This window comes from Streptomyces sp. NPDC093111 (assembly GCF_040683955.1).
Classification (GTDB): Bacteria; Actinomycetota; Actinomycetes; order Streptomycetales; family Streptomycetaceae; genus Streptomyces.
This window is the reverse complement of the sequence record NZ_JBFBNW010000003.1, coordinates 392591-413253: the sequence shown is the minus strand read 5'-3', so window position 1 is coordinate 413253 and position 20663 is coordinate 392591. Positions and strand designations below refer to the sequence as shown.

General features: G+C 72.9%; 19 protein-coding genes. 9 read left to right on the top strand and 10 right to left on the bottom strand.

Annotated elements, in window-relative coordinates; all coding sequences use genetic code 11:
* The first annotated feature begins 19 nt into the window (after nucleotides 1-19).
* Entirely contained in the window at nucleotides 20-787 is a 768-nt protein-coding gene (locus tag AB0Q96_RS06700; RefSeq protein ID WP_365322335.1) for a hypothetical protein, read from the top strand.
* On the opposite strand, the gene AB0Q96_RS06695 is transcribed toward AB0Q96_RS06700, so the two are convergent.
* From AB0Q96_RS06695 to AB0Q96_RS06680, 4 genes are all read right to left on the bottom strand, one after another.
* Entirely contained in the window at nucleotides 724-1437 is a 714-nt protein-coding gene (locus AB0Q96_RS06695; RefSeq protein ID WP_365322333.1) for a hypothetical protein, read from the bottom strand. The two genes, AB0Q96_RS06700 and AB0Q96_RS06695, sit on opposite strands and share 64 nt — an antisense overlap.
* A 35-nt stretch (nucleotides 1438-1472) precedes the next feature.
* Entirely contained in the window at nucleotides 1473-3233 is a 1761-nt protein-coding gene (locus AB0Q96_RS06690; RefSeq protein ID WP_365322331.1) for a phosphatidylglycerol lysyltransferase domain-containing protein, read from the bottom strand.
* A 97-nt stretch (nucleotides 3234-3330) separates the two neighbouring features.
* Nucleotides 3331-4425 carry a nicotinate-nucleotide--dimethylbenzimidazole phosphoribosyltransferase gene (gene cobT / locus AB0Q96_RS06685; RefSeq protein ID WP_365322329.1) on the bottom strand — a complete coding sequence of 365 codons (1095 nt, stop codon included), beginning with the start codon at nucleotides 4423-4425 and terminating at the stop codon, nucleotides 3331-3333.
* A gap of 105 nt (nucleotides 4426-4530) precedes the next feature.
* Nucleotides 4531-5733 carry a bifunctional adenosylcobinamide kinase/adenosylcobinamide-phosphate guanylyltransferase gene (locus AB0Q96_RS06680; protein ID WP_365322327.1) on the bottom strand — a complete coding sequence of 401 codons (1203 nt, stop codon included), beginning with the start codon at nucleotides 5731-5733 and terminating at the stop codon, nucleotides 4531-4533.
* A gap of 80 nt (nucleotides 5734-5813) precedes the next feature.
* Here AB0Q96_RS06680 and AB0Q96_RS06675 point away from each other — a divergent pair, with 80 nt between their 5' ends.
* Nucleotides 5814-6020, top strand: coding sequence for a hypothetical protein (locus AB0Q96_RS06675; protein WP_365322325.1), 207 nt, complete (start codon nucleotides 5814-5816; stop codon nucleotides 6018-6020).
* Nucleotides 6021-6120: 100 nt separating this feature from the next.
* Here the strand turns inward: AB0Q96_RS06675 and AB0Q96_RS06670 are convergent, their stop codons facing one another.
* Both AB0Q96_RS06670 and AB0Q96_RS06665 read right to left on the bottom strand, forming a co-directional pair.
* The gene (locus AB0Q96_RS06670) at nucleotides 6121-6870 is read right to left on the bottom strand and encodes a methyltransferase domain-containing protein (protein WP_365322323.1); all 750 of its coding nucleotides are present in this window, start codon (nucleotides 6868-6870) and stop codon (nucleotides 6121-6123) included.
* Nucleotides 6871-6917: 47 nt separating this feature from the next.
* On the bottom strand, nucleotides 6918-7520 hold the full coding sequence (locus tag AB0Q96_RS06665) for a DUF3043 domain-containing protein (protein ID WP_365322321.1): 603 nt from the start codon (nucleotides 7518-7520) through the stop codon (nucleotides 6918-6920).
* Nucleotides 7521-7770: 250 nt separating this feature from the next.
* Between AB0Q96_RS06665 and AB0Q96_RS06660 the strand changes: the two genes are divergently transcribed.
* The 5 genes from AB0Q96_RS06660 (at nucleotide 7771) to AB0Q96_RS06640 (ending at nucleotide 14173) form a co-directional block, all read left to right on the top strand.
* Nucleotides 7771-8565 carry a PspA/IM30 family protein gene (locus AB0Q96_RS06660; protein ID WP_365322320.1) on the top strand — a complete coding sequence of 265 codons (795 nt, stop codon included), beginning with the start codon at nucleotides 7771-7773 and terminating at the stop codon, nucleotides 8563-8565.
* A 52-nt stretch (nucleotides 8566-8617) separates the two neighbouring features.
* Nucleotides 8618-8896, top strand: coding sequence for a hypothetical protein (locus tag AB0Q96_RS06655; protein WP_365322319.1), 279 nt, complete (start codon nucleotides 8618-8620; stop codon nucleotides 8894-8896).
* 63 nt (nucleotides 8897-8959) lie between these two features.
* Nucleotides 8960-10189 (top strand): histidine kinase, encoded by a 1230-nt coding sequence (locus AB0Q96_RS06650; protein ID WP_365322317.1) that lies wholly within the window; start codon nucleotides 8960-8962, stop codon nucleotides 10187-10189.
* Nucleotides 10186-10875 carry a response regulator transcription factor gene (locus AB0Q96_RS06645; protein WP_365322315.1) on the top strand — a complete coding sequence of 230 codons (690 nt, stop codon included), beginning with the start codon at nucleotides 10186-10188 and terminating at the stop codon, nucleotides 10873-10875. The genes AB0Q96_RS06650 and AB0Q96_RS06645 overlap by 4 nt, the downstream gene beginning before the upstream one ends.
* 178 nt (nucleotides 10876-11053) lie before the next feature.
* Nucleotides 11054-14173, top strand: coding sequence for an efflux RND transporter permease subunit (locus AB0Q96_RS06640; RefSeq protein ID WP_365322313.1), 3120 nt, complete (start codon nucleotides 11054-11056; stop codon nucleotides 14171-14173).
* 93 nt (nucleotides 14174-14266) lie between these two features.
* On the opposite strand, the gene nadA is transcribed toward AB0Q96_RS06640, so the two are convergent.
* The gene (gene nadA / locus AB0Q96_RS06635) at nucleotides 14267-15454 is read right to left on the bottom strand and encodes a quinolinate synthase NadA (protein ID WP_365322311.1); all 1188 of its coding nucleotides are present in this window, start codon (nucleotides 15452-15454) and stop codon (nucleotides 14267-14269) included.
* A gap of 288 nt (nucleotides 15455-15742) precedes the next feature.
* Between nadA and AB0Q96_RS06630 the strand changes: the two genes are divergently transcribed.
* Entirely contained in the window at nucleotides 15743-16099 is a 357-nt protein-coding gene (locus AB0Q96_RS06630) for an iron-sulfur cluster assembly accessory protein (RefSeq protein WP_205375817.1), read from the top strand.
* 76 nt (nucleotides 16100-16175) lie between these two features.
* On the opposite strand, the gene AB0Q96_RS06625 is transcribed toward AB0Q96_RS06630, so the two are convergent.
* Together AB0Q96_RS06625 and AB0Q96_RS06620 are read right to left on the bottom strand one after the other, a co-directional pair.
* The gene (locus AB0Q96_RS06625) at nucleotides 16176-17645 is read right to left on the bottom strand and encodes a hypothetical protein (protein ID WP_365322309.1); all 1470 of its coding nucleotides are present in this window, start codon (nucleotides 17643-17645) and stop codon (nucleotides 16176-16178) included.
* A 95-nt stretch (nucleotides 17646-17740) separates the two neighbouring features.
* A complete protein-coding gene (locus AB0Q96_RS06620; RefSeq protein WP_365322307.1) occupies nucleotides 17741-17947 on the bottom strand; it encodes a hypothetical protein in 207 nt (68 codons plus the stop codon).
* A 131-nt stretch (nucleotides 17948-18078) separates the two neighbouring features.
* Here AB0Q96_RS06620 and AB0Q96_RS06615 point away from each other — a divergent pair, with 131 nt between their 5' ends.
* Nucleotides 18079-19053: a carbohydrate kinase family protein gene (locus AB0Q96_RS06615; protein ID WP_365322305.1), complete on the top strand. Its 975-nt coding sequence runs from the start codon at nucleotides 18079-18081 to the stop codon at nucleotides 19051-19053.
* A 111-nt stretch (nucleotides 19054-19164) separates the two neighbouring features.
* Here the strand turns inward: AB0Q96_RS06615 and AB0Q96_RS06610 are convergent, their stop codons facing one another.
* Nucleotides 19165-20550, bottom strand: a complete 1386-nt coding sequence (locus AB0Q96_RS06610) for an aminotransferase class V-fold PLP-dependent enzyme (protein WP_365322303.1) — start codon at nucleotides 20548-20550, stop codon at nucleotides 19165-19167.
* Nucleotides 20551-20663: the final 113 nt, after the last annotated feature.

The following is a 20663-nucleotide window of genomic DNA, read 5'->3' as shown; positions in this document are numbered from 1 at the left end:
CAATCGGCAGAGGGGTGGCATGGGTCACTGGTTCTCACGCAACATCGTCGAACCCGGGAAGCTCCCGCTGTTCCTCGCGCTGACCTCCTTCGTGCTGACCTTCGCGGTCACCCGCACGGTCACCCGGCTCATCCGGGCGGGCAAGGGCCCGTTCCGCAACGTCTCCTCGGGCGGGCTGCACATCCACCACGTGGTGCCGGGGGTCGTGCTCGCCGTCCTCGGCGGCTTCGGGGCGGTCGGCAGCGGCCGGGAGGGGATCGGGGCGTGCGTCTTCGCCGTGGTGTTCGGGATCGGCGCGGGGCTCGTCCTGGACGAGTTCGCGCTGATCCTCCACCTCGACGACGTCTACTGGTCGGACGACGGCCGCAAGAGCGTCGAGGTCGTGGTCCTCACCGCGGCCCTCGTGCTGCTCGCCCTGGCGGGCTTCTCCCCGCTCGGCGTGGACGACATGACGGCCGAGGAACGGCAGGACCGGGCCGGGTTCGTCCTGACCCTCACGGTGAACTTCCTCTTCGTCCTGATCACCCTGGTGAAGGGGAAGTTCCGGATGGCCGTGCTCGGCACCCTCGTGCCCTTCGTCGCGATCGTCGGCGCGGTCCGCCTGGCCCGCCCCGGCTCCTGGTGGGCCCGGCGCTTCTACCCCCGGCGCCACCGGGCCAGGGCCCGCTCCCGGATCCGCGCCTACCGGCACGACAAGCGCTGGACCCGGGTACGCCGCAGGGCTCAGGACCTGATCGGCGGCTTCCAGGAACGCGTCCCCGGGCGGGGCTCCGCGCCGCCCCGCTGACCCCGGCCCCGCCACTCCTGGAAGGCGACGACCACCAGGACCGCGGCGATGGCGGCGATGTGCTCCTTGCCGGCCAGGTTGTTCTTGATCAGCACCTCGACCACCATCGCCACGACCACCAGCGTCCCGGTCCACCGGGCCCGGTAGCGCCAGCACACGTACACGGCGAGGCCGACCACCGCCGCCGACGGGCCGGTGTCCACCACGTGCGTGTCGGAGGCCGGCAGCCCCAGCGGGCTGTCCGGGCCGAGCGCGATGCCGACCCGGGCGTACAGCGTGCCGGCCAGCGTCGCCACGTACGCGACGAGCAGCGTCCGCCACCGGCCCAGGCAGATCTCGGCGATGCCGAAGACCAGCAGGACCTGCGCGAGCGCGCCCCACACCGGCAGGTCGAGGGCCGGCACGAAGAGCGAGAGCGGGGTCCGCAGCAGGGCCAGGACCAGCGGGTCCTCGGCCCGGACCGAGCCGACGTCCTGCACCGGCTGGTAGCCCCAGTCCTGGTTCTGCACGATCTGGAAGAGGGAGGTGAGGCAGACCGCCGCCAGGGTCATCGGGATCGCCCGCCACCCGCGGGTGACCAGCGCCGTCCGCACCGTCGCGCAGAGCGGACCCCACTCCCGTATGGCGAAGCCCTTCAGGGCCCCGCGCACCCCCCGTCCCCGCGTCGCCGCCCGTCCCCCTGCCGTCAACGTCGTCCCTCCAGATGCTTGCGGTGCAGCCACTTGGGCAGTCCCGGGGCCTCCAGGAAGCCCTCGGCGCGCCCGGCGGCGAGGCCGATGCGCAGCAGGTCGGCGCTCTTCTCGAAGAGCATGAAACGGGGCTCCCAGATCGGTCGGTACTTGGCGTTGGCGCGGTACAGCGACTCGATCTGCCACCAGCGGGAGAAGAAGCTGAGCAGCGAGCGCCACATCCGGAGCACGGGTCCGGCCCCCAGCTTCGAGCCGCGTTCGAAGACGGACCGGAACATCGCGAAGTTCAGCGAGACCTGAGTGATCCCGATCTCCTTCGCCCGCTGCAGGAGCTCGATCACCATGAACTCCATCAGGCCGTTCTCGGAGTCCCGGTCCCGGCGCATCAGGTCGAGCGAAAGACCCTTCGGACCCCAGGGCACGAAGGACAGCACCGCCCGCAGCTCGCCGGACTCGTCCGAGCACTCCAGCATCACGCAGCGCCCGTCCTTCGGGTCGCCCAGGCGCCCCAGCGCCATCGAGAAGCCGCGCTCGGTGGCCCCGTCGCGCCAGTCGTCGGCCTTGCGGAGCAGCTCGTCCATCTCGTCGGCGGGGATGTCCTCGTGGCGCCGGATGCGGACCTGGTACCCGGCCCGCTTGACCCGGTTGAAGGCCTGCCGGACGGTGCGCATGGCCCGCCCGTCGAGGGTGAACTCGTCGGTCTCCACGATCGCCTCGTCACCCAGCTCCAGGGCGTCCAGGCCGTGCCGGGCGTAGATGGTGCCGGCCTCCTCGCTCGCCCCCATCACGGCCGGGATCCAGCCGTGCTCGCGGGCCTCGGCCAGCCAGGGCTCGATGGCCCCGGGCCAGGCCTCCGGGTCGCCGATCGGGTCGCCGGAGGCGAGGGAGACCCCGCCGACCACCCGGTAGGCGATGGCGGCCTTCTCACTGGGCGACCAGATGACGCTCTTCTCGCGGCGCAGCGCGAAGTAGCCGAGCGAGTCCCGGTCGCCCTGCTTCTCCAGCAGCGCCCGCAGCCGGTCCTCGTCCTGTTCGGTCAGCGGGTCGACGGCCCGCCGGGCGCGGAAGGCGGCGAAGAGCACGGCGAAGAGCAGCAGCGTCGACATGATGTTGATCACGACGTCCACCCAGCCCGGGGTGGTGATCGAGGCGTACGCCGAGTCGTCCGAGGCCAGCGTGATCAGCCGCATCACGCCGTACTTCCAGCGCTCCAGGAAGGTGGAGTGCCCGGCGGCGGTGTTGGTGACGGTCACCAGGCCCGCGGCGAGCAGCGAGGTCACGAGCAGTCCGCCGACCGCCACGGCCGCGGCGAGCGGCGGGTTGGAGCGGTCGCCCTTCGCGTAGAACTCCTTGCGGCCCAGCAGCAGCGCGGTGAAGAAGGCGGCGGTCAGGACCAGCGAGATCCAGTTCTGGGCGTGCTGGCGGATCTCCGGGAAGATCATCACCAGCGCGAAGAGCAGCAGGAAGAGCCCGCTGAGGACCAGGTTGAGGATCCACGCGGCCCGCTTGCGGCGGCGCATGGTGATCGCCAGGAAGAGCGTGAAGACGCCGGAGGCGAAGCCCGCGGTGAGCATGTACGGGGTGAAGTAGTTGTCCTCGTTGTGCCGGCGCAGGTCCTGGCCGAACGAGACCCACACGGCGCTCAGGAAATTGATGAACGTGACGACGCGCAGGTACCAGACGGCGAACGCGGCGCTGCGCCGCGAGCGGACCGTGGTCCGGGGCGCTTCTTCGGTGGACAAACGGACCTCTCCCATGAAAAGCGATCATATGGGGCATCACCCTGCATGGCTGGGCGCCGGATGGGCCCGTCCCGACGTGGCGGGACGTGCCCATCCGGGCCGGTGATCCGACTCAGCCGACCTCGTCCGCCACCACGGCGACGTCCTCCGCCGTGGTGTCCGCCTCCGGAGTGGTCACCTCCGGCAGCTCCGCGGCCAGCGCGGCGGCGGCCCGGACGAGGGGAAGAGCGAGCAATGCCCCGGTTCCCTCGCCCACAGTGACGCCGTGATCGAGCAGAGGGTTGAGCGACATCCGGTCCAGTGCCTTCGCCTGCGCCGGCTCCCCGCTCACCTGGCCCGCCAGCCACCAGTCCGGGGCCCGGAACGCCGCCCGCTGCGCCACCAGCGCGCAGGCCGCGCCCACCACGCCGTCCAGGAGCACCGGGAGCCGTCGCACCGAGGCCTGGAGCAGGAAACCGGTCGTCGCCGCCAGGTCGGGGCCGCCGACCGCCGCGAGCAGCTCCAGCTGGTCGCCCAGGACCGGCCGGGCCCGCCGCAGCGCGTCCCGGACCGCCGCGCACTTGCGCATCCACGCCAGGTCGTCGATCCCGGCACCGCCCCGGCCGGTCACCACGGAGGCGTCCGTCCCGCACAGCGCGGCGATCAGCGTCGAGGCGGGCGTCGTCCCGCCCACGCTCAGATCCCCGAGCACCACCAGATCGGTGCCCGAGTCGGCCTCCTCGTCGGCGATCGCGATGCCCAGTTCGAGCGCCGCGCGGGTCTCGTCGAGGGTCAGCGCGTTCTCCACGTCGATCCGGCCCGTGCCGCGCCGCACCCGGCGCCGGGTGACCTCCGCCGGCAGCAGCTCCGGGTCGCAGTCCAGGCCCGCGTCCACCACCCGCACCGGCACCCCCTGGGCCCGGGCCAGCACCGCCACCGGGCTCGCCCCGTCGAGGACCGCCCGCACCAGCTCGTACCCGCCGCCCGCGGCCCGCCCGGACACGCCCAGCGAGGCCACGCCGTGGTCGCCCGCGAAGAGCACCACCTTCGGCTGCTCCACCGGCCGCGGCGGGACCGCGCCCTGCGCCGCCGACAGCCACTCGCCCAGCTCGTCGAGCCGCCCGAGCGCTCCGGGACGCACGCTCAGCCGCTCCCTGCGCTCCTCGGCGTCGCGCCGGATCCCCCCGTCGGGGCGCTCGATCAGATCGGAGAAGTCGTCGAGGTTCAAGGTTCGTTCCGCCTAGGGACGTCGGTCATCGGTGGCCATGGTGGTAGGACGTTCGAACCCTACCCGGGGCCTCCGCGCCCTGTCCGGAAGCGCCCGCCCGGGGCCCTACCCGCGCAGCACCAGCGCCTGACCGGCGACCACCAGCAGCACCTGCTCGCACTCGTCGGCGAAGGCCGCGTTGAGGCGGCCCAGCTCGTCGCGGAAGCGGCGGCCCGAGGCCGTCGCCGGGACCACGCCCGAACCCACCTCGTTCGTCACCGCCACGACCGTGCGGGGCGTCGCCCGCACCGCCGCCACCAGCTCGGCGACCCGCCGCGCGAGCGCCTCCCGGCCACCGGACTCCCACCGCTCGTCGTCCCAGGCCCCGACCGCGTCCATGGCGTCCGTCAGCCACAGCGACAGGCAGTCGACGAGGAGCGCAGGACCGTCCTCCGTGAGCAGCGGTACGAGGTCGGTGGTCTCGGCCGTACGCCAGGAGCCCGGCCGCCGCTCCCGGTGCAGCCCCACCCGCTGCGCCCACTCCGGGTCGCCCTCGCGGGTCCCGCCGGTCGCCACGTACAGCACCTCGGGGAAGGTCTCCAGACGCCGCTCGGCCTCCACCGACTTCCCGGACCGGGCCCCGCCCGTCACCAGCGTCCGCCGCGGCACGTCCGGCACCGCGTGGTACTCGCCCACGTACAGCGTCGTCCCGTCCGGCACCGCCCGCGCCCCCGCCGCCGCGAGCCGCCGGTCCAGCTCGGCCCCGGTGGGCGCGTCGTGGTCCAGGTGCGCGGCGATCACATCGGTGCTCGGACCGACCGCCCCGATCGCCCGCAGCCGGGCCAGCCCGTCCGGCCGGCCCGTCACGTCGGCGATCACCATGTCGTACGGCGGCCGGTGGTCGTCCGGGAGCCCTGCCGCCGCGGCGCCCGGCGGCAGGTACAGCAGCCGCTCGCCCTCCGCCGAGGTCACCTCGTACCCGGTGCCGGGCGAGTCCATCGGCACGGCCCGCACCCGGTGGCCGCTGATCAGGGTCAGTTCCCGCCCGTCCGGCACCCGCCCCGCCGTGGGCAGCCCTGCGGGCAGCTCGACGGCCGGCCCGTCGTGCGGGTGCGTGAGCAGCACCTGCCGCACCCCGACCAGCGAGTGCCCCGAGCGGGCCGCGGCCAGCGCGGCCCCCGGCGTCAGATCCAGCAGCAGCGCCCCGTCCACGAGCAGCGAGGTGGCCGCCCGCGCCCGCTCCCCGCGGGACAGCGCGCACACCGCGCAGGGGCAGTCGGGGCGGGGGAGTCCGAGGGGTGCGCCGGTGCCGAGCAGAGTCAGTTCCACCCTCAGATCCTCCCGCGTCACCGCAAGGGGTGCGCGCCCGGCTACGCTGCGGGCAGGAAACCGATCATCCGGAGGCTGGCATGGCATGGACGTGGCGCTTCGAGAAGTCCGACGGCACTGAGATCGCACCGGCGGTCACCCCCGAGGAGTTCCCCACCCAGGGCGACGCGGAATCCTGGATCGGCGAGAACTGGCGCGACCTGCTCGACGGCGGCGCGGACCAGGTGACGCTGTCCGAGGACGGGACGAAGATCTACGGCCCGATGGCGCTCGACGCCGAGGGCTAGGAGCCGGGGAACCCCTCAGCAACCCGGCGAACCCGCCGAACCCGCCGAAACGCGAAAAGGGGTGCGGGCCCGTGCCCGCACCCCGGAAATCCCGGGTGCCTCAGCCCCGTACACCGCAGAGGTGCAGCAGGCCCGCGATGCGCCGGTACGGATCCGTGCGCGAGGCCCGGTCCTCGGCGGTCAGCAGGCGCTCCAGCTCGTCCGCGGCCGGCAGGCCCTCGTCGCCGGGGATGCCGTCGGTGAAGACCCGCACGCCGTACCAGGCGTGCAGCGGCGCCGCGATCCCGGCCAGCGTCGCGGTCAGGGCGTCGAACCGGTCGGCCCGCACCTTGGTGCCGTTGCGGTCGGTGTACACGTCCGACTCGAAGCCGTCGAGCGCGCCCGTCCAGTCCCCGGCGAGGCCCGGCCGCATGGCCAGCGCCTCCGCGTTGGGGACCACCAGGGAGAGCAGGCCGCCGGGGGCCAGCATGCGGGCCAGGCCCGCGAGCAGCGCGTCGGGCTCGTCGGCGTACATCAGCACACCGTGGCAGAGGACGACGTCGAAGCTGCCGGGCAGGAAGTGCACCCCGGTCTCGCGGCCCTCGCCCTCGATCAGCCGGACCCGCTCGCGGATGCCGGCCGGTTCGGTCGCCAGCGAGTCGCGGGCGGCCTTCAGCAGCTCGGGGTCGGACTCCAGGCCGGTCACGGTGTGCCCGGCCCGGGCCAGGCGCAGGGCCTGGGTGCCCTGCCCCATGCCCGCGTCGAGGATCCGCAGCCGCTGCCCCACGGGGTAGCGGGCGGCTATCTGCTCGTCGAGCTGGCGCGCGATCAACTCCTGGCGGACGGTGTCACGCAGTCCGCCCGGCACCACCGGCCAGTGGGCGACGACGGGCGACGCCGAACCGGAGCCGTCCCCGCTCAGGGTCGCTCTCCGCGCTTGACCTGCGGCTTCGGAAGCCGCAGGCGGCGCATCTGGAGCGTGCGCATGAGGCCGTACGCGACGGCGCCGCGCTTCGACTCGTTCGGGAAGCGCGCGTTCAGCTGCTTGCGCAGCCGGAACACGATGCCGATCGAGTCGATGACGATCATGACGATCACGCCGGCCCAGAGCACCAGCGAGATGGTCTGGAGCTGGGGCGCCTTGCTGCCGAAGAGCGAGAGCACCAGGATGACCACGGCCATCGGCAGGAAGAACTCGGCGACCGCGAAGCGCGAGTCGACGAAGTCACGCACGAAGCGGCGCACCGGACCCTTGTCACGGGCGGGCAGGTAGCGCTCGTCACCGCTGGCCAGCGCCTCGCGCTGCCGGACCATGTCGGTGCGGCGCGCTTCGCGCTGCCGCTTGGACGCTTCCTTGCGGTCCAACGGCGCGGACTGCGCGCGACGGCGCTGCGACTGGGCATCACTCCGCTTCGGGGTCGGGCGGCCCTTGGGGGCCTCGGGGTCGCGGGGCTGCTTGGAGAGGTCCGCCGTCACCTTCTCGGTGGGGGCCTTCTCATCCTTCGAACGGCTACGGAACACAAGGCCAAGGGTACGTGGTGCCACGCATGGACCCCAGCGTCGGCGGGAACGATCCGCTAACGGCCCGCGTCCCTGGGCATGGGACCCCGGGGTTCCTCTACTCCCTGGGCGGGAGGACGGATGATCGTCACTCGTCCTTGGGTAGGAGCACATCCGGTCCCGAACAGTGCGGTAATGGAGGCAGGAACCGTACTGTGGTTTCTGTTGGAGAGCTGGAGCCCAGTCCGTCAGAAGGGGGCGCGCGAAGCCCATGAGCGGTGTCATGAAGCGTATGGGGATGATCTTCCGCGCGAAGGCAAACAAGGCCCTCGACCGGGCCGAGGATCCGCGCGAGACCCTCGATTACTCGTACCAGAAACAGCTGGAGCTGTTGCAGAAGGTGCGCCGTGGCGTCGCCGACGTGGCGACCTCACGCAAGCGGCTCGAACTGCAGCTGAACCAGCTGCAGGGCCAGTCCGCCAAGCTGGAGGACCAGGGCCGCAAGGCGCTGGCGCTCGGCCGTGAGGACCTGGCGCGCGAGGCGCTGTCCCGCCGCGCCGCGCTGCAGCAGCAGGTGAGCGACCTGGAGGTGCAGCACCAGACGCTGCAGGGCGAGGAGGAGAAGCTCACCCTCGCGGCGCAGCGCCTCCAGGCCAAGGTCGACGCCTTCCGCACCAAGAAGGAGACGATCAAGGCGACCTACACGGCGGCCCAGGCGCAGACCCGGATCGCCGAGTCCTTCTCCGGCATCTCGGAGGAGATGAGCGACGTCGGCCTCGCGATCCAGCGGGCCGAGGACAAGACCGCCCAGCTCCAGGCACGGGCCGGCGCGATCGACGAGCTGCTCGCCTCGGGCGCGCTCGACGACCAGTCCGGCCTGGGCAAGGACGACATCCAGGCGGAGCTCGACCGGCTGTCCGGCGGTACGGACGTCGAGCTGGAGCTCCAGCGGATGAAGGCCGAGCTGGCCGGCGGCCCGTCGGCGCAGCAGCAGGCCATCGAGGGCGGCGCCGCGGGACAGCAGGACCCGTCTCAGCAGCAGTCCCACCCGCGCTTCGAGAAGTAGCGGCCCGCAGGGGCACTTCCTCGGGGCACTTCCTTCAGGAGGACGGCACGTCATGATCGTACGGATCATGGGGGAGGGCCAGTGCACGCTGGCCGACAGTCACTTCGCCGAGCTGAACGCGCTGGACGACGAGCTCCTTCAGGAGATGGAGTCGGGGGACGAGGAGGGTTTCCGCCGGACGCTCGGCTCCCTCCTCGACGCCGTGCGGCGGCTCGGCGAGCCGCTGCCCGACGACGCCCTCGAACCGTCCGAGCTGATCCTCCCGGCACCTGACGCGACCCTCGACGAGGTGCGTCAGATGCTCTCCGACGACGGCCTGATCCCGGGCTGACCCGTGTCCGGTCCCGGCCCGTGGCGCCCGCCCCGGGCCGGGGGCGCCGTACCGTTTCCTGCTGTGACGACCGACGGCACCCTCCTCGCCCGGGCCCGGGACCGGCAGCGGACCCATCCGCTCGCCTTCGACGCGGGCCTCGCCCTGCTGGTCCTCGTGGCGATGGTCATCAGCTCCTTCACCGACCCGCACGGCCCCGACGGGCCCACCTTCGGCACCCGCGCGCCCACCACCGAGGGCATCGTGCTGATGCTGCTCGGCGCCGGCGCCCTGGTCTTCCGCCGGCGCCGGCCCATCCCGGTGCTGATCGTCACCGGCGGCTTCGCCTTCGTGGAGCTGGTGGGCGACGAGCGGCCCGCGCCGGTCGCCATGAGCGTCGTCGTCGCCCTGTACACCGTCGCCTCGCACACCGACCGGCCCACCACCTGGCGCCTGGGGCTGGCCACCATGGGCCTGCTGACCGCCGCCGCGATGTTCTTCGGCCCCACCCCCTGGTACGCGCAGGAGAACCTGGGCGTCTTCGCCTGGACCGGGATGGCCGCCGCCGCGGGGGACGCGGTGCGCAGCCGCCGGGCCTTCGTGGACGCCATCCGCGAACGGGCCGAGCGGGCCGAACGCACCCGCGAGGAGGAGGCCCGCCGCCGGGTCGCCGAGGAGCGGCTGCGGATCGCCCGCGACCTGCACGACGTCGTCGCCCACCACATCGCCCTGGTCAACGTGCAGGCCGGGGTCGCCGCGCACGTCATGGACAAGCGCCCCGACCAGGCCAAGGAGGCCCTCGGGCACGTCCGCGCGGCCAGCCGCTCGGCCCTCGACGAGCTGCGCGCCACGGTCGGGCTGCTGCGCCAGTCGGGCGACCCGGAGGCCCCCACCGAGCCGGTGGCGGGGCTCGCCGTCCTCGACGACCTGCTGGCGACCTTCCGCAACGCGGGGCTGCCCGTGGAGCTGGCCCGCACCGACGCCGGCACCGCCCTGCCGGCCGCCGTCGACCTCGCCGCGTACCGGATCATCCAGGAGGCGCTGACCAACGTGCGCAAGCACGCGGGCGCCGAAGCCCGGGCCGAGGTCAGCGTCGTCCGGGTCGGCCGCACCGTGGAGATCACCGTCCTGGACGACGGCCCGCCCCTGCCGCCGCCCGCCGCGCACGCCGACCGGGGTGGTCACGGGCTGCTCGGCATGCGGGAGCGGGTGACCGCGCTCGGCGGCTCGCTCACCGCGGCGCCCCGGTACGGGGGCGGCTTCCGGGTGCAGGCGATACTGCCGGTGAACGCCGACAGCGGGGAGGAAGCGTGACCATCCGGGTACTGCTCGCCGACGACCAGGCGCTGCTGCGCAGCGCCTTCAAGGTCCTGGTGAACTCCGAGCCGGACATGGAGGTGGTCGCCGAGGCGGCCGACGGGGCCGAGGCGGTGGCCCTGGCCCGCTCGGCGCGGGCCGACGTGGTCCTGATGGACATCCGGATGCCGGGCACCGACGGCCTCGCCGCCACCCGCATGATCACCGCGGACCCGGAGCTGTCCGCCGTACGGATCGTCATGCTGACCACCTTCGAGGTCGACGAGTACGTGGTGCAGTCGCTGCGCGCCGGGGCCTCCGGCTTCCTCGGCAAGGGCGCCGAACCGGAGGAGCTGCTGGGGGCCATCCGGATCGCGGCGGCCGGCGAGGCCCTGCTGTCCCCGGTGGCGACGAAGGGCCTGATCGCCAAGTTCCTCGCGCAGGGCGGCGGCGCGGAGCCGGCGGACGGGGCGGGGCCCGCGTACTCCGAACGGCTCGCGGCGCTGACCGCCCGCGAGCGCGAGGTCCTGGTGCTCGTCGGGGGCGGCCACTCGAACGACGAGATCGCCGAACGGCTCGACGTCAGCCCCCTCACGGTCAAGACCCATGTGAACCGGACCATGGCCAAACTGGGCGCCCGCGACCGCGCCCAGCTGGTGGTCACCGCCTACGAGTCGGGTCTCGTACGTCCAAGGGTGGAGTGACCCCGGGGTCCGGCGTACTCCAGACGCGGTATGCGCGGCATAAGGATGTGGGCCCGGGGGGCGAGGATCCGCCCGTCTTCATGGCTGATCGTGTAGACGGGCACCCTTGGCGGTGCCCGGACGGCACTCCTCGGGGGTGACCGGACGCCTGCCGAGCACGCCACGGAAGAGAGACCGCATGTCCTGGCTGTCCAGATTCAGCCTCGCGCAACGGGCCCTGATCGGGCTGATGTCCATCGTCGCCATCGTCTTCGGGGCGATAGCGATCCCGCAGCTGAAGCAGCAGCTGTTCCCTTCGATCGAGTTCCCGATGGTCTCGGTCCTCGCCCCCTACCAGGGCGCCTCGCCCGACGTGGTCGAGAAGCAGGTCGTCGAGCCGATCGAGAACGCCCTCAAGGGCGTCGACGGCATCAAGGGCGTCACCTCGACCGCCTCCGAGGGCAGCGCCGTCATCATGGCGAGCTTCGACTACGGCGACGAGTCGACCAAGCAGCTGGTCGCCGACGTCCAGCAGGCCGTGAACCGGGCCCGCGCCCAGCTCCCCGACGCGGTCGACCCGCAGGTCGTCGCCGGCTCCACGGACGACATGCCGACCGTGGTCCTCGCCGTCTCCTCGGACAAGGACCCGCAGGCCCTCGCCGACCAGCTGGAGAAGACCGTCGTCCCCGCTCTCGAGGGCATCGACGGCGTCGGCCAGGTCTCCGTCTCGGGCGTCCAGGACCTCCAGGTCTCCATCACGCCCGACCTGCGCAAGCTGGCCGCGGCCGGCCTGAACACCATGAAGCTGGCCGAGGCCGTCCGCTCCGGCGGCGCCACCCTCCCGGCCGGCGCCTTCTCCGAGGACGGCAAGAGCCGCACCGTCCAGGTCGGCGGCGGCTACACCTCCCTGGCGCAGATCCAGGACCTGCGGATCAAGCCCGAGCAGGGCAAGGCGGTCCGCCTCGGCGACGTGGCCACCGTGAAGCAGGAGGAGTCCCCGCGGGTCTCCCTCACCCGTACCAATGGCAAGCCCAGCCTCGCCGTGTACGCCACCATGGACAAGGACGGCAGCGCCGTCGGCATCTCGGACGCGGTCGCGGACAAGCTGCCGAAGCTGCGTCAGGACCTCGGCTCCGGCGCCGAGCTGACCGTCGTCTCCGACCAGGGCCCGGCCGTCGCCAAGTCGATCTCCGGTCTCACCACGGAGGGCATGCTCGGCCTGGTCATGGCCGTCCTGGTGATCCTGGTCTTCCTCGCCTCGATCCGCTCCACCCTGGTCACCGCGGTCTCCATCCCGCTCTCGGTCGTCCTCGCCCTGATCGTGCTGTGGACCCGTGACCTCTCCCTGAACATGCTCACGCTCGGCGCCCTCACCATCGCCATCGGCCGGGTCGTCGACGACTCGATCGTGGTCCTGGAGAACATCAAGCGGCACCTCGCGTACGGCGAGGAGCGCGAGACCGCGATCCTCACCGCGGTCCGCGAGGTGGCCGGCGCGGTCACCTCCTCCACCCTCACCACGGTCGCCGTCTTCCTGCCGATCGGCCTGGCCGGCGGCATGATCGGGCAGCTCTTCGGCTCCTTCTCGCTGACCGTCACGGCGGCCCTGCTCGCCTCGCTGCTCGTCTCCCTGACCGTCGTCCCGGTCCTGTCGTACTGGTTCCTGCGCGCCCCCAAGGGCACCTCGGAGGACCAGGAGGAGGCCCGCAGGGCCGCCGAGGAGAAGGAGAACCGCAGCAGGCTCCAGCGCCTGTACGTGCCGGTGCTGCGGTTCGCCACCCGGCGCCGTCTCACCAGCGTGGCCATCGCCCTCGTGGTGCTCGTGGTCACCTTCGGCATGACCCCGCTCCTGAAGACCAACTTCTTCGACCAGGGCGAGCAGGAGGTCATGACCGTCCGTCAGGAGCTGGCGCCCGGCACCAGCCTGACGGCCGCCGACGAGGCCGCGAAGAAGGTCGAGAAGGTCCTGGCCGGCACCGAGGGCGTCAAGGACTACCAGGTCACCGTCGGCTCCTCCGGCTTCATGGCGGCCTTCGGCGGCGGCACCGGCGCCAACCAGGCCACCTACCAGGTGGCCCTGGAGGACGCCGCCTCGTACGAGAAGGTCCACGACAGCGTGGAGGCCGCGCTCGGCAAGCTGGACGGCATCGGCGACACCACCGTCTCGGCCGGCGCCGCCTTCGGCAGCCAGGACCTCAGCGTCGTGGTCAAGGCCGCCGACCCGCAGGTCCTCAAGGCCGCCGCCGACCAGGTGAAGACCGCGGTCGCGCAGCTGAAGGACGTCACCGACGTGCAGAGCGACCTGTCGCAGTCGGTCCCGCGGATCTCGGTCCGGCCGAACGCGAAGGCGGCCGACGCCGGCTTCGACGCCACCACCCTCGGCATGATCGTCGGCCAGGCCGTGCACGGCACCCCGACCGGCAAGGCGATCCTCGACGACACCGAGCGGGACGTCCTCGTCACCTCGGCGCACCCCGCCACCACGCTCGCCGAGCTGAAGGCGCTGCCGCTGGGCCCGGTGAAGCTGGGCGACATCGCCAGCGTCGAGCTGGTGGCGGGCCCGGTCTCCAAGACCCGGATCGACGGCGCCCGCGCGGCGACGGTCACCGCCACCCCGGTCGGCGACAACACCGGAGCGGTCAGCGCCGCGCTCCAGACCAAGCTGAAGGAGCTGAAGCTGCCGGCCGGCGCGACCGCGACCGTCGGCGGCGTCTCCGAGGACCAGTCCGACGCCTTCGGCAACCTGTTCCTGGCGATGCTCGCGGCCATCGCGATCGTCTTCATGCTGCTGGTCGCGACCTTCCGCTCGCTGATCCAGCCGCTGATCCTGCTGGTCTCCATCCCGTTCGCGGCGACCGGCGCGCTCGGCCTGCTGGTGCTCACCGGCACCGCGATGGGCGTGCCCGCGCTCATCGGCATGCTGATGCTGATCGGCATCGTGGTCACCAACGCGATCGTCCTGATCGACCTGATCAACCAGTACCGGGCGCAGGGCCTGGGCGTCGTCGAGGCGGTCGTCGAAGGCGGCCGGCACCGACTGCGCCCGATCCTGATGACCGCCCTGGCGACGATCTTCGCGCTGCTCCCGATGGCGCTCGGCATCACCGGCCAGGGCGGCTTCATCGCCCAGCCGCTGGCCGTGGTCGTCATCGGCGGTCTGATCAGCTCGACGCTGCTCACCCTGCTGCTCGTCCCGACGCTCTACGCGATGGTGGAGCTCCGCAAGGAGCGCCGCGCGAAGAAGAAGGCGGCGAAGCGGGAGGCGACGGCCGGCGCCGCGGAGATCCCGCCGCAGGCGAAGGAGCCGGCCGGCGTCTGACGCCGGACACGACGGAAGGGGCGCCCCGCGATCACGCGGGGCGCCCCTTCCCGTTCCGTACGGAGCCGAGCTCCGCCGACGTGCGACGAATCGTTACGGCAGAGCCAGCATCCGCTCCAGCGCCAGCTTCGCGAAGGCCTCGGTCTCCGCGTCGACCCGGATCTGGTTGACCAGCTTGCCCTCGGCCAGCGACTCCAGGGTCCACACCAGGTGCGGCAGGTCGATCCGGTTCATGGTCGAGCAGAAGCAGACCGTCTTGTCGAGGAAGACGACCTCCTTGTCCTCGGCGGCGAACCGGTTCGCCAGTCGGCGCACCAGGTTCAGCTCGGTGCCGATCGCCCACTTGGAGCCGGCCGGGGCGGCCTCCAGGGCCTTGATGATGTACTCGGTCGAGCCCACGTAGTCCGCGGCGGCGACGACCTCGTGCCGGCACTCCGGGTGGACCAGCACGTTGACGCCCGGGATGCGCTCGCGCACGTCGTTGACCGAGTCCACCGAGAAGCGCCCGTGCACGGAGCAGTGGCCGCGCCACAGGATCATCTTCGCGTCGCGCAGCTCCTCGGCGGTCAGGCCGCCGTTCGGCTTGTGCGGGTTGTAGAGCACGCAGTCGTCCAGGGACATGCCCATGTCGCGGACGGCGGTGTTGCGGCCCAGGTGCTGGTCCGGCAGGAACAGCACCTTCTCGCCCTGCTCGAAGGCCCAGTCCAGGGCCTTCTTCGCGTTGGAGGAGGTGCAGATGGTGCCGCCGTGCTTGCCGGTGAAGGCCTTGATGTCGGCGGAGGAGTTCATGTACGAGACGGGCACCACCTGCTCGGCGACGCCGGCCTCGGTCAGCACGTCCCAGCACTCCGCGACCTGCTCGGCGGTGGCCATGTCGGCCATCGAGCAGCCGGCGGCCAGGTCGGGCAGCACGACCTTCTGGTCGTCCGAGGTCAGGATGTCGGCCGACTCGGCCATGAAGTGCACGCCGCAGAAGACGATGTACTCGGCCTCCGGCCTGGCGGCGGCGTCACGGGCCAGCTTGAAGGAGTCACCGGTGACGTCGGCGAACTGGATGACCTCGTCCCGCTGGTAGTGGTGCCCGAGGACGAAGACCTTGTCCCCCAGCTTCTCCTTGGCGGCGCGGGCACGCTCCACCAGGTCGGGGTCGGAGGGCGACGGCAGGTCGCCGGGGCACTCCACGCCGCGCTCGCTCTTGGGGTCGGCCTCGCGGCCGAGGAGCAGCAGGGCGAGCGGCGTCGGCTGGACGTCCAGGGGCTGGGCGGTGGTCACGTCACGCACCCTTTCTACTTCTACGGTGAGCCTCGAAAAGCCTTTTCGTCTAAATGACGCTATCTATCATAACCGCTTCACGTCACTTTGACGATGGCCATAGTGTCGATGTGACGAATTCGCCGCGGCGCCCCCTGGCGGCCCCCGGCGTCCCCCCGGGCCGCCGCCGCTCCCGCCTTCCGCGCCGGGTGTGCGAGCATGAAAGGGAAAGACGCGCCTCGGCCCGGAATGAATCCGCGGCCCCGCCGGTTGCAACCGTCGGCAAGCAGTCTCCGTACCCACCCGGGAGAGAAGCAGATGTCCGTATCGGACGAGAAGACCACTGTCAGCGACGGCATCCTCCTGTCCGACGCCGCCGCAGGGAAGGTCAAGGCCCTCCTCGACCAGGAAGGCCGCGACGACCTCGCGCTGCGCGTCGCCGTTCAGCCCGGCGGCTGCTCCGGCCTGCGTTACCAGCTGTTCTTCGACGAGCGCTCGCTCGACGGCGACGTCGTCAAGGACTTCGACGGCGTCAAGGTCGTCACCGACCGCATGAGCGCCCCCTACCTCGGCGGCGCCTCCATCGACTTCGTCGACACCATCGAGAAGCAGGGCTTCACGATCGACAACCCCAACGCCACGGGCTCCTGCGCCTGCGGCGACAGCTTCAGCTAAGCCGTAGCACCCGAGAGGGCGGCACCCGCATCCGCGGGTGCCGCCCTCTCGCGCGTCCGGGTCGCCCCGTCCTCGCTCACTTACGGGGCACGGCCTGCCCGCTCGCCCCGTCCACCACCGGCCGGTCGCCCAGCGGCTGCTCCAGGGTCACCGTCCTCGTCACGTCCACGGCGAGCGCGACGCAGACCTTGTCCGGGTCGGCCGGCTTCTCCGCGATCCGCACGGTGACCTTCGCCGGGGTCTCCACGGCCGTCACCGTGTACGTGCCGCACACCCCGCCCCAGAAGCTCACCGACAGCTTCCGGCCCGTCGGGTCCGTCGTGAACGAGGAGAGCTGCCGCTCCGGCGCCGCCCCCCGGTCCGGTGCGGGGGAGGAGGTGGCGGGCGGCGCCAGGTACCGCGGGTCCACCGCCGTCCGCACCACCGTGTACGGCGCCGTGCCGGGCTTCTCCCGCGCCTCGAACAGCCACGCGGGCACGAGCACCTGCTCCCCGTCCACGTACTGCGCGGCCAGCCCGAAGCGCGCACCGGTCACCGTCACCACGTGCGGCGGCGCCGCGTCCGTCGTCCGGCACGGCAGGTCGGGCCGCTCGCCCGCGGTGTCGGCCGCACCCGCCGGCGGGTCGGTGGCACAGCCGCCGATCCCGACCGGGCCGGTGCCCCGCGCGGCCTTGTTCAGCTCGTCCAGCGCCTTCCGCGCGCCGACCACCGGATACGTGTCGCCCGCCGGCGGCTCGGTCAGGCGTCCGCTCCCGGCGACCAGCGAGCCGTCCGGACCCACGTGGACGCCGGTCGACCAGCCGTACGTCGGCAGGCCGCCCACCACCGGATCGGCGTTGACCACCCGCACCGAGCCGTTCATCAGCTGCCGCGCGTCCAGCTTGGCGTCGTCCTGGCCGGTCGCCTTGAGCACCGGAGCCGCGGCCGCCTTCGCCGCCGCCTCGCTCACCGGACTGCCGCCGCGCGGGGGCTCGGCCTCCCCGGGCGGCGGGCAGGCCCTGCCCTTCAGACAGGTGTCGCCCACCGGGCCGCCCCGGTACTGGCTGTACGTCCAGCTGCCGGGCGCCTTCGCCGAGACGTCCAGGCGCGGCCCGTTCTCGTCCCGGTCGGGGCCGAGCCGCCACACCTCGCCCACCAGGCGCGGCGTGCCGGACAGGCCCAGCGCCTTCGCCAGCCGGGTCACGTCGGCCGCGCCGATCCGGCCCTCGGGCCGGTGCACCGCGGCCTCGGAGGGCCCCTGGGGGAGCGGGACCCCGGCCCGGTAGACGGTGCCGCCCGGACCGCCGCCGGGATCCGGCTCGCCGGGCGCGATCCCCGGACCGCCGCCGGGATCCGGCTCACCCGGCGCGATCCCCGGGCCGCCGTCGCCCTTCTCGTCCAGGTTCAGCGCCGGCGGGGCGCCGGGCGCCGTCCTCGCGCCCCCGCCCCCGCCGGCGGCCGTGGCGGCGTAGTACACGCCACCCCCGCCGGCCAGCAGCACCCCCGCCGCCACCGAGGCGACGAGGAGCGGGCCGCGCTTCCAGGACCGGTTCTCCGTACTGTTCACCGCACGCTCCTCCTGACCGTGGCGTCCCTCTGGGAGACACCCATGGGACGGGAGAAGCGCTCAGCCGGTTCCGTCGGTCCCGTCCGGCCCGTCGGTCAGGCTCCGTACTCGGAGGTGGCGGCGATCAGCCGGGCCGAGGCGGCCGGCACCTCGACGCCGTGGATGAGTGCGGGGGAGACCCGGACGGTCGCGGGGGCGGCCGGGGTCACCCAGTGCGGAGCCATCCGTGCACTGTCACCGCACAGCTGCGCAAGACTGAACTCGGACTCCTGGGGCTCACGAGGAGCGGGGTACTGGGTCATGGCCGCACCGTACGCACGCCATCGGTTCGGGGAAAAGCCCTACTCTGGGGTAGTTTCCACTGTTCGGCATGCCGGGCCGCACCGGGTAGCGTGAACTGTCATCGCCGTCCTTACCGCAGGAGCGTCCAGCCGTGCGTATCGCAGTCACCGGCTCCATCGCCACCGACCACCTCATGACCTTCCCGGGCCGGTTCGCCGACCAGCTCGTGGCGGACCAGCTCCACACGGTCTCCCTCTCCTTCCTGGTCGACAACCTCGACATCCGGCGCGGCGGCGTCGGACCCAACATCTGCTTCGGCATGGGTCAGCTGGGCGGCAGCCCGGTCCTCGTCGGCGCCGCCGGCTACGACTTCGACGAGTACCGCGGCTGGCTCGACCGCCACGGCGTCGACACCGGCTCCGTGCGCATCTCCGAGGTCCTGCACACCGCCCGCTTCGTGTGCACCACGGACAGCGACCACAACCAGATCGGCTCCTTCTACACGGGCGCCATGAGCGAGGCCCGGCTGATCGAGCTGAAGGCCGTCGCCGACCGCGTGGGCGGCCTCGACCTGGTGCTGATCGGCGCCGACGACCCCGAGGCGATGCTGCGCCACACGGAGGAGTGCCGCACCCGCGAGATCCCCTTCGCCGCCGACTTCTCGCAGCAGATCGCCCGTATGGACGGCGAGGAGATCCGCACCCTCCTCGACGGGGCGACCTACCTCTTCTCCAACGAGTACGAGAAGGGCCTCATCGAGTCCAAGACGGGCTGGACCGAGCTGGAGATCCTGGAGCGCGTCGGCCACCGGGTCACCACCCTCGGCTCCCGCGGCGTCCGCATCGAGCGCGTCGGCGAGCCGGCCATCGAGGTCGGCTGCCCGGAGGAGGACGCCAAGGTCGACCCGACCGGCGTCGGCGACGCCTTCCGCGCCGGCTTCCTGACCGGCCTCTCCTGGGGCGTCGGCCTGGAGCGCGCCGCCCAGGTCGGCTGCATGCTGGCCACCCTGGTGATCGAGACCCTGGGCACCCAGGAGTACACCCTGCGCCGCGCCAACTTCATGGACCGCTTCACCAAGGCGTACGGCGACGAGGCCGCCGCCGAGGTCCGGGCGCACCTCTCCTGAGGCGTCCTCACCCGAGGTTGTCCTGAAAAAGCCCCCCGGAGCCCCGGCCCGCCGCCCGTACGGCGCGGACCGGGGCTCCGGTGCGTCCCCCGGCGGGCCCGCCCCGGTACGTCAGGACACCCGCCGCACCACGTACGCGGCCCCGCCCTTCGGCGACGGCTCCTCGCCCACGTACTCCTGCCCGCGCATCTCGCACCAGGCCGGGATGTCGAGCCGGGCCGCCTCGTCGTCGGACAGCACCGTCACCGTGCCGCCCACCGGTACCGACCCGAACATCTTCGCGAGTTCGATGACCGGGATCGGGCAGCGCTTGCCGAGCGCGTCCACCACCAGCGCGCCCGGCGCGCCCGAGGGCGCCGCCACCGGCTCCGGGGCCCCGAGCCGGTCCCGTACCGAGGCGACCGCGCCCGGCAGCACCGCGAGGAAGCGGTCGACGTCCTCCCCGGAGGTGCCCGTCGGCAGCGACACCCGGACGTTGCCCTCGCTCAGCACCCCCATCGCCCGCAGCACATGGCTGGGCGTCAGCGTCGAACTCGTGCACGACGAACCGGACGAAACGGAGAAACCCTCCCGGTCCAGCTCGTGCAGCAGCGCCTCCCCGTCGACATAGAGACAGGAGAAGGTCACCAGGTGCGGCAGCCGCCGCACCGGATCGCCCACCACCTCCACGTCCGGCACCAGCTCCGGCACCCGCGCCCGGATCCGGTCCACCAGGGCCCGCAGCCGCGCCGCCTCGGCCGCCGCCTCCGCCCGCACCGCCCGCAGCGAGGCCGCCGCCGCCACGATCGCCGGCAGGTTCTCGAAGCCGGGCGCCCGCCCCGACTCCCGCTCGTCGGCCGGGCCTTGCGGGGCGAACCGCACCCCCTTGCGCACCGCGAGCAGCCCGACCCCCGCCGGACCGCCCCACTTGTGCGCGCTCGCCGCCAGCAGCGACCAGCCCTCCGGCACCCGCCCCCAGCCGAGCGACTGCGCCGCGTCCACCAGCAGCGGCACCCCGGCCGCCCGGCAGGCCGCCGCCACCTCGGCCACCGGCTGCTCGGTGCCCACCTCGTGGTTGGCCGACTGCAGGCAGGCCAGGGCCGTACGGGCGTCCAGCGCCGCCGCGAAGGCCCCCGGGTCCACCGCGCCCGACCGCTCCACCGGCACCTCGGTCACCGAGCCGCCCGCCGCCGTGTGGGCCTCTCCCGCGTGCAGCACACAGGAGTGCTCGACCGCCGAGACCACCAGACGGTCCCCGACACGCCGACGCCCGGCGAGGGCCCCGGAGATTCCGGCGTGAACCGCGCGCGTCCCCGAAGGAGTGAAGACGAGCTCGTCCGGCCGGCACCCCACGGCCTCCGCCGCGGCCTCCCGCGCCGCGTCCAGGAGCATCCGGGCCCGCCGTCCCTCCCGGTGGAGCCGGGCCGGATCGGCCCACCCCTCGTCCAGGGAGGCAAGCAGCGCCTGGCGGGCGACGGGGTGCAGCGGGGCGGCGGAAGCGGCGTCGAAGTACGGCATCCGCCCACGCTAACCACTGGGGTCCGCCGGGACGAAGCGCGGACGGGTAAGCCCCCGTCAGATGCCCCGCCCGCACCGCCGATCGGCCCTGTGGAACCCACCCGTGGAACCCC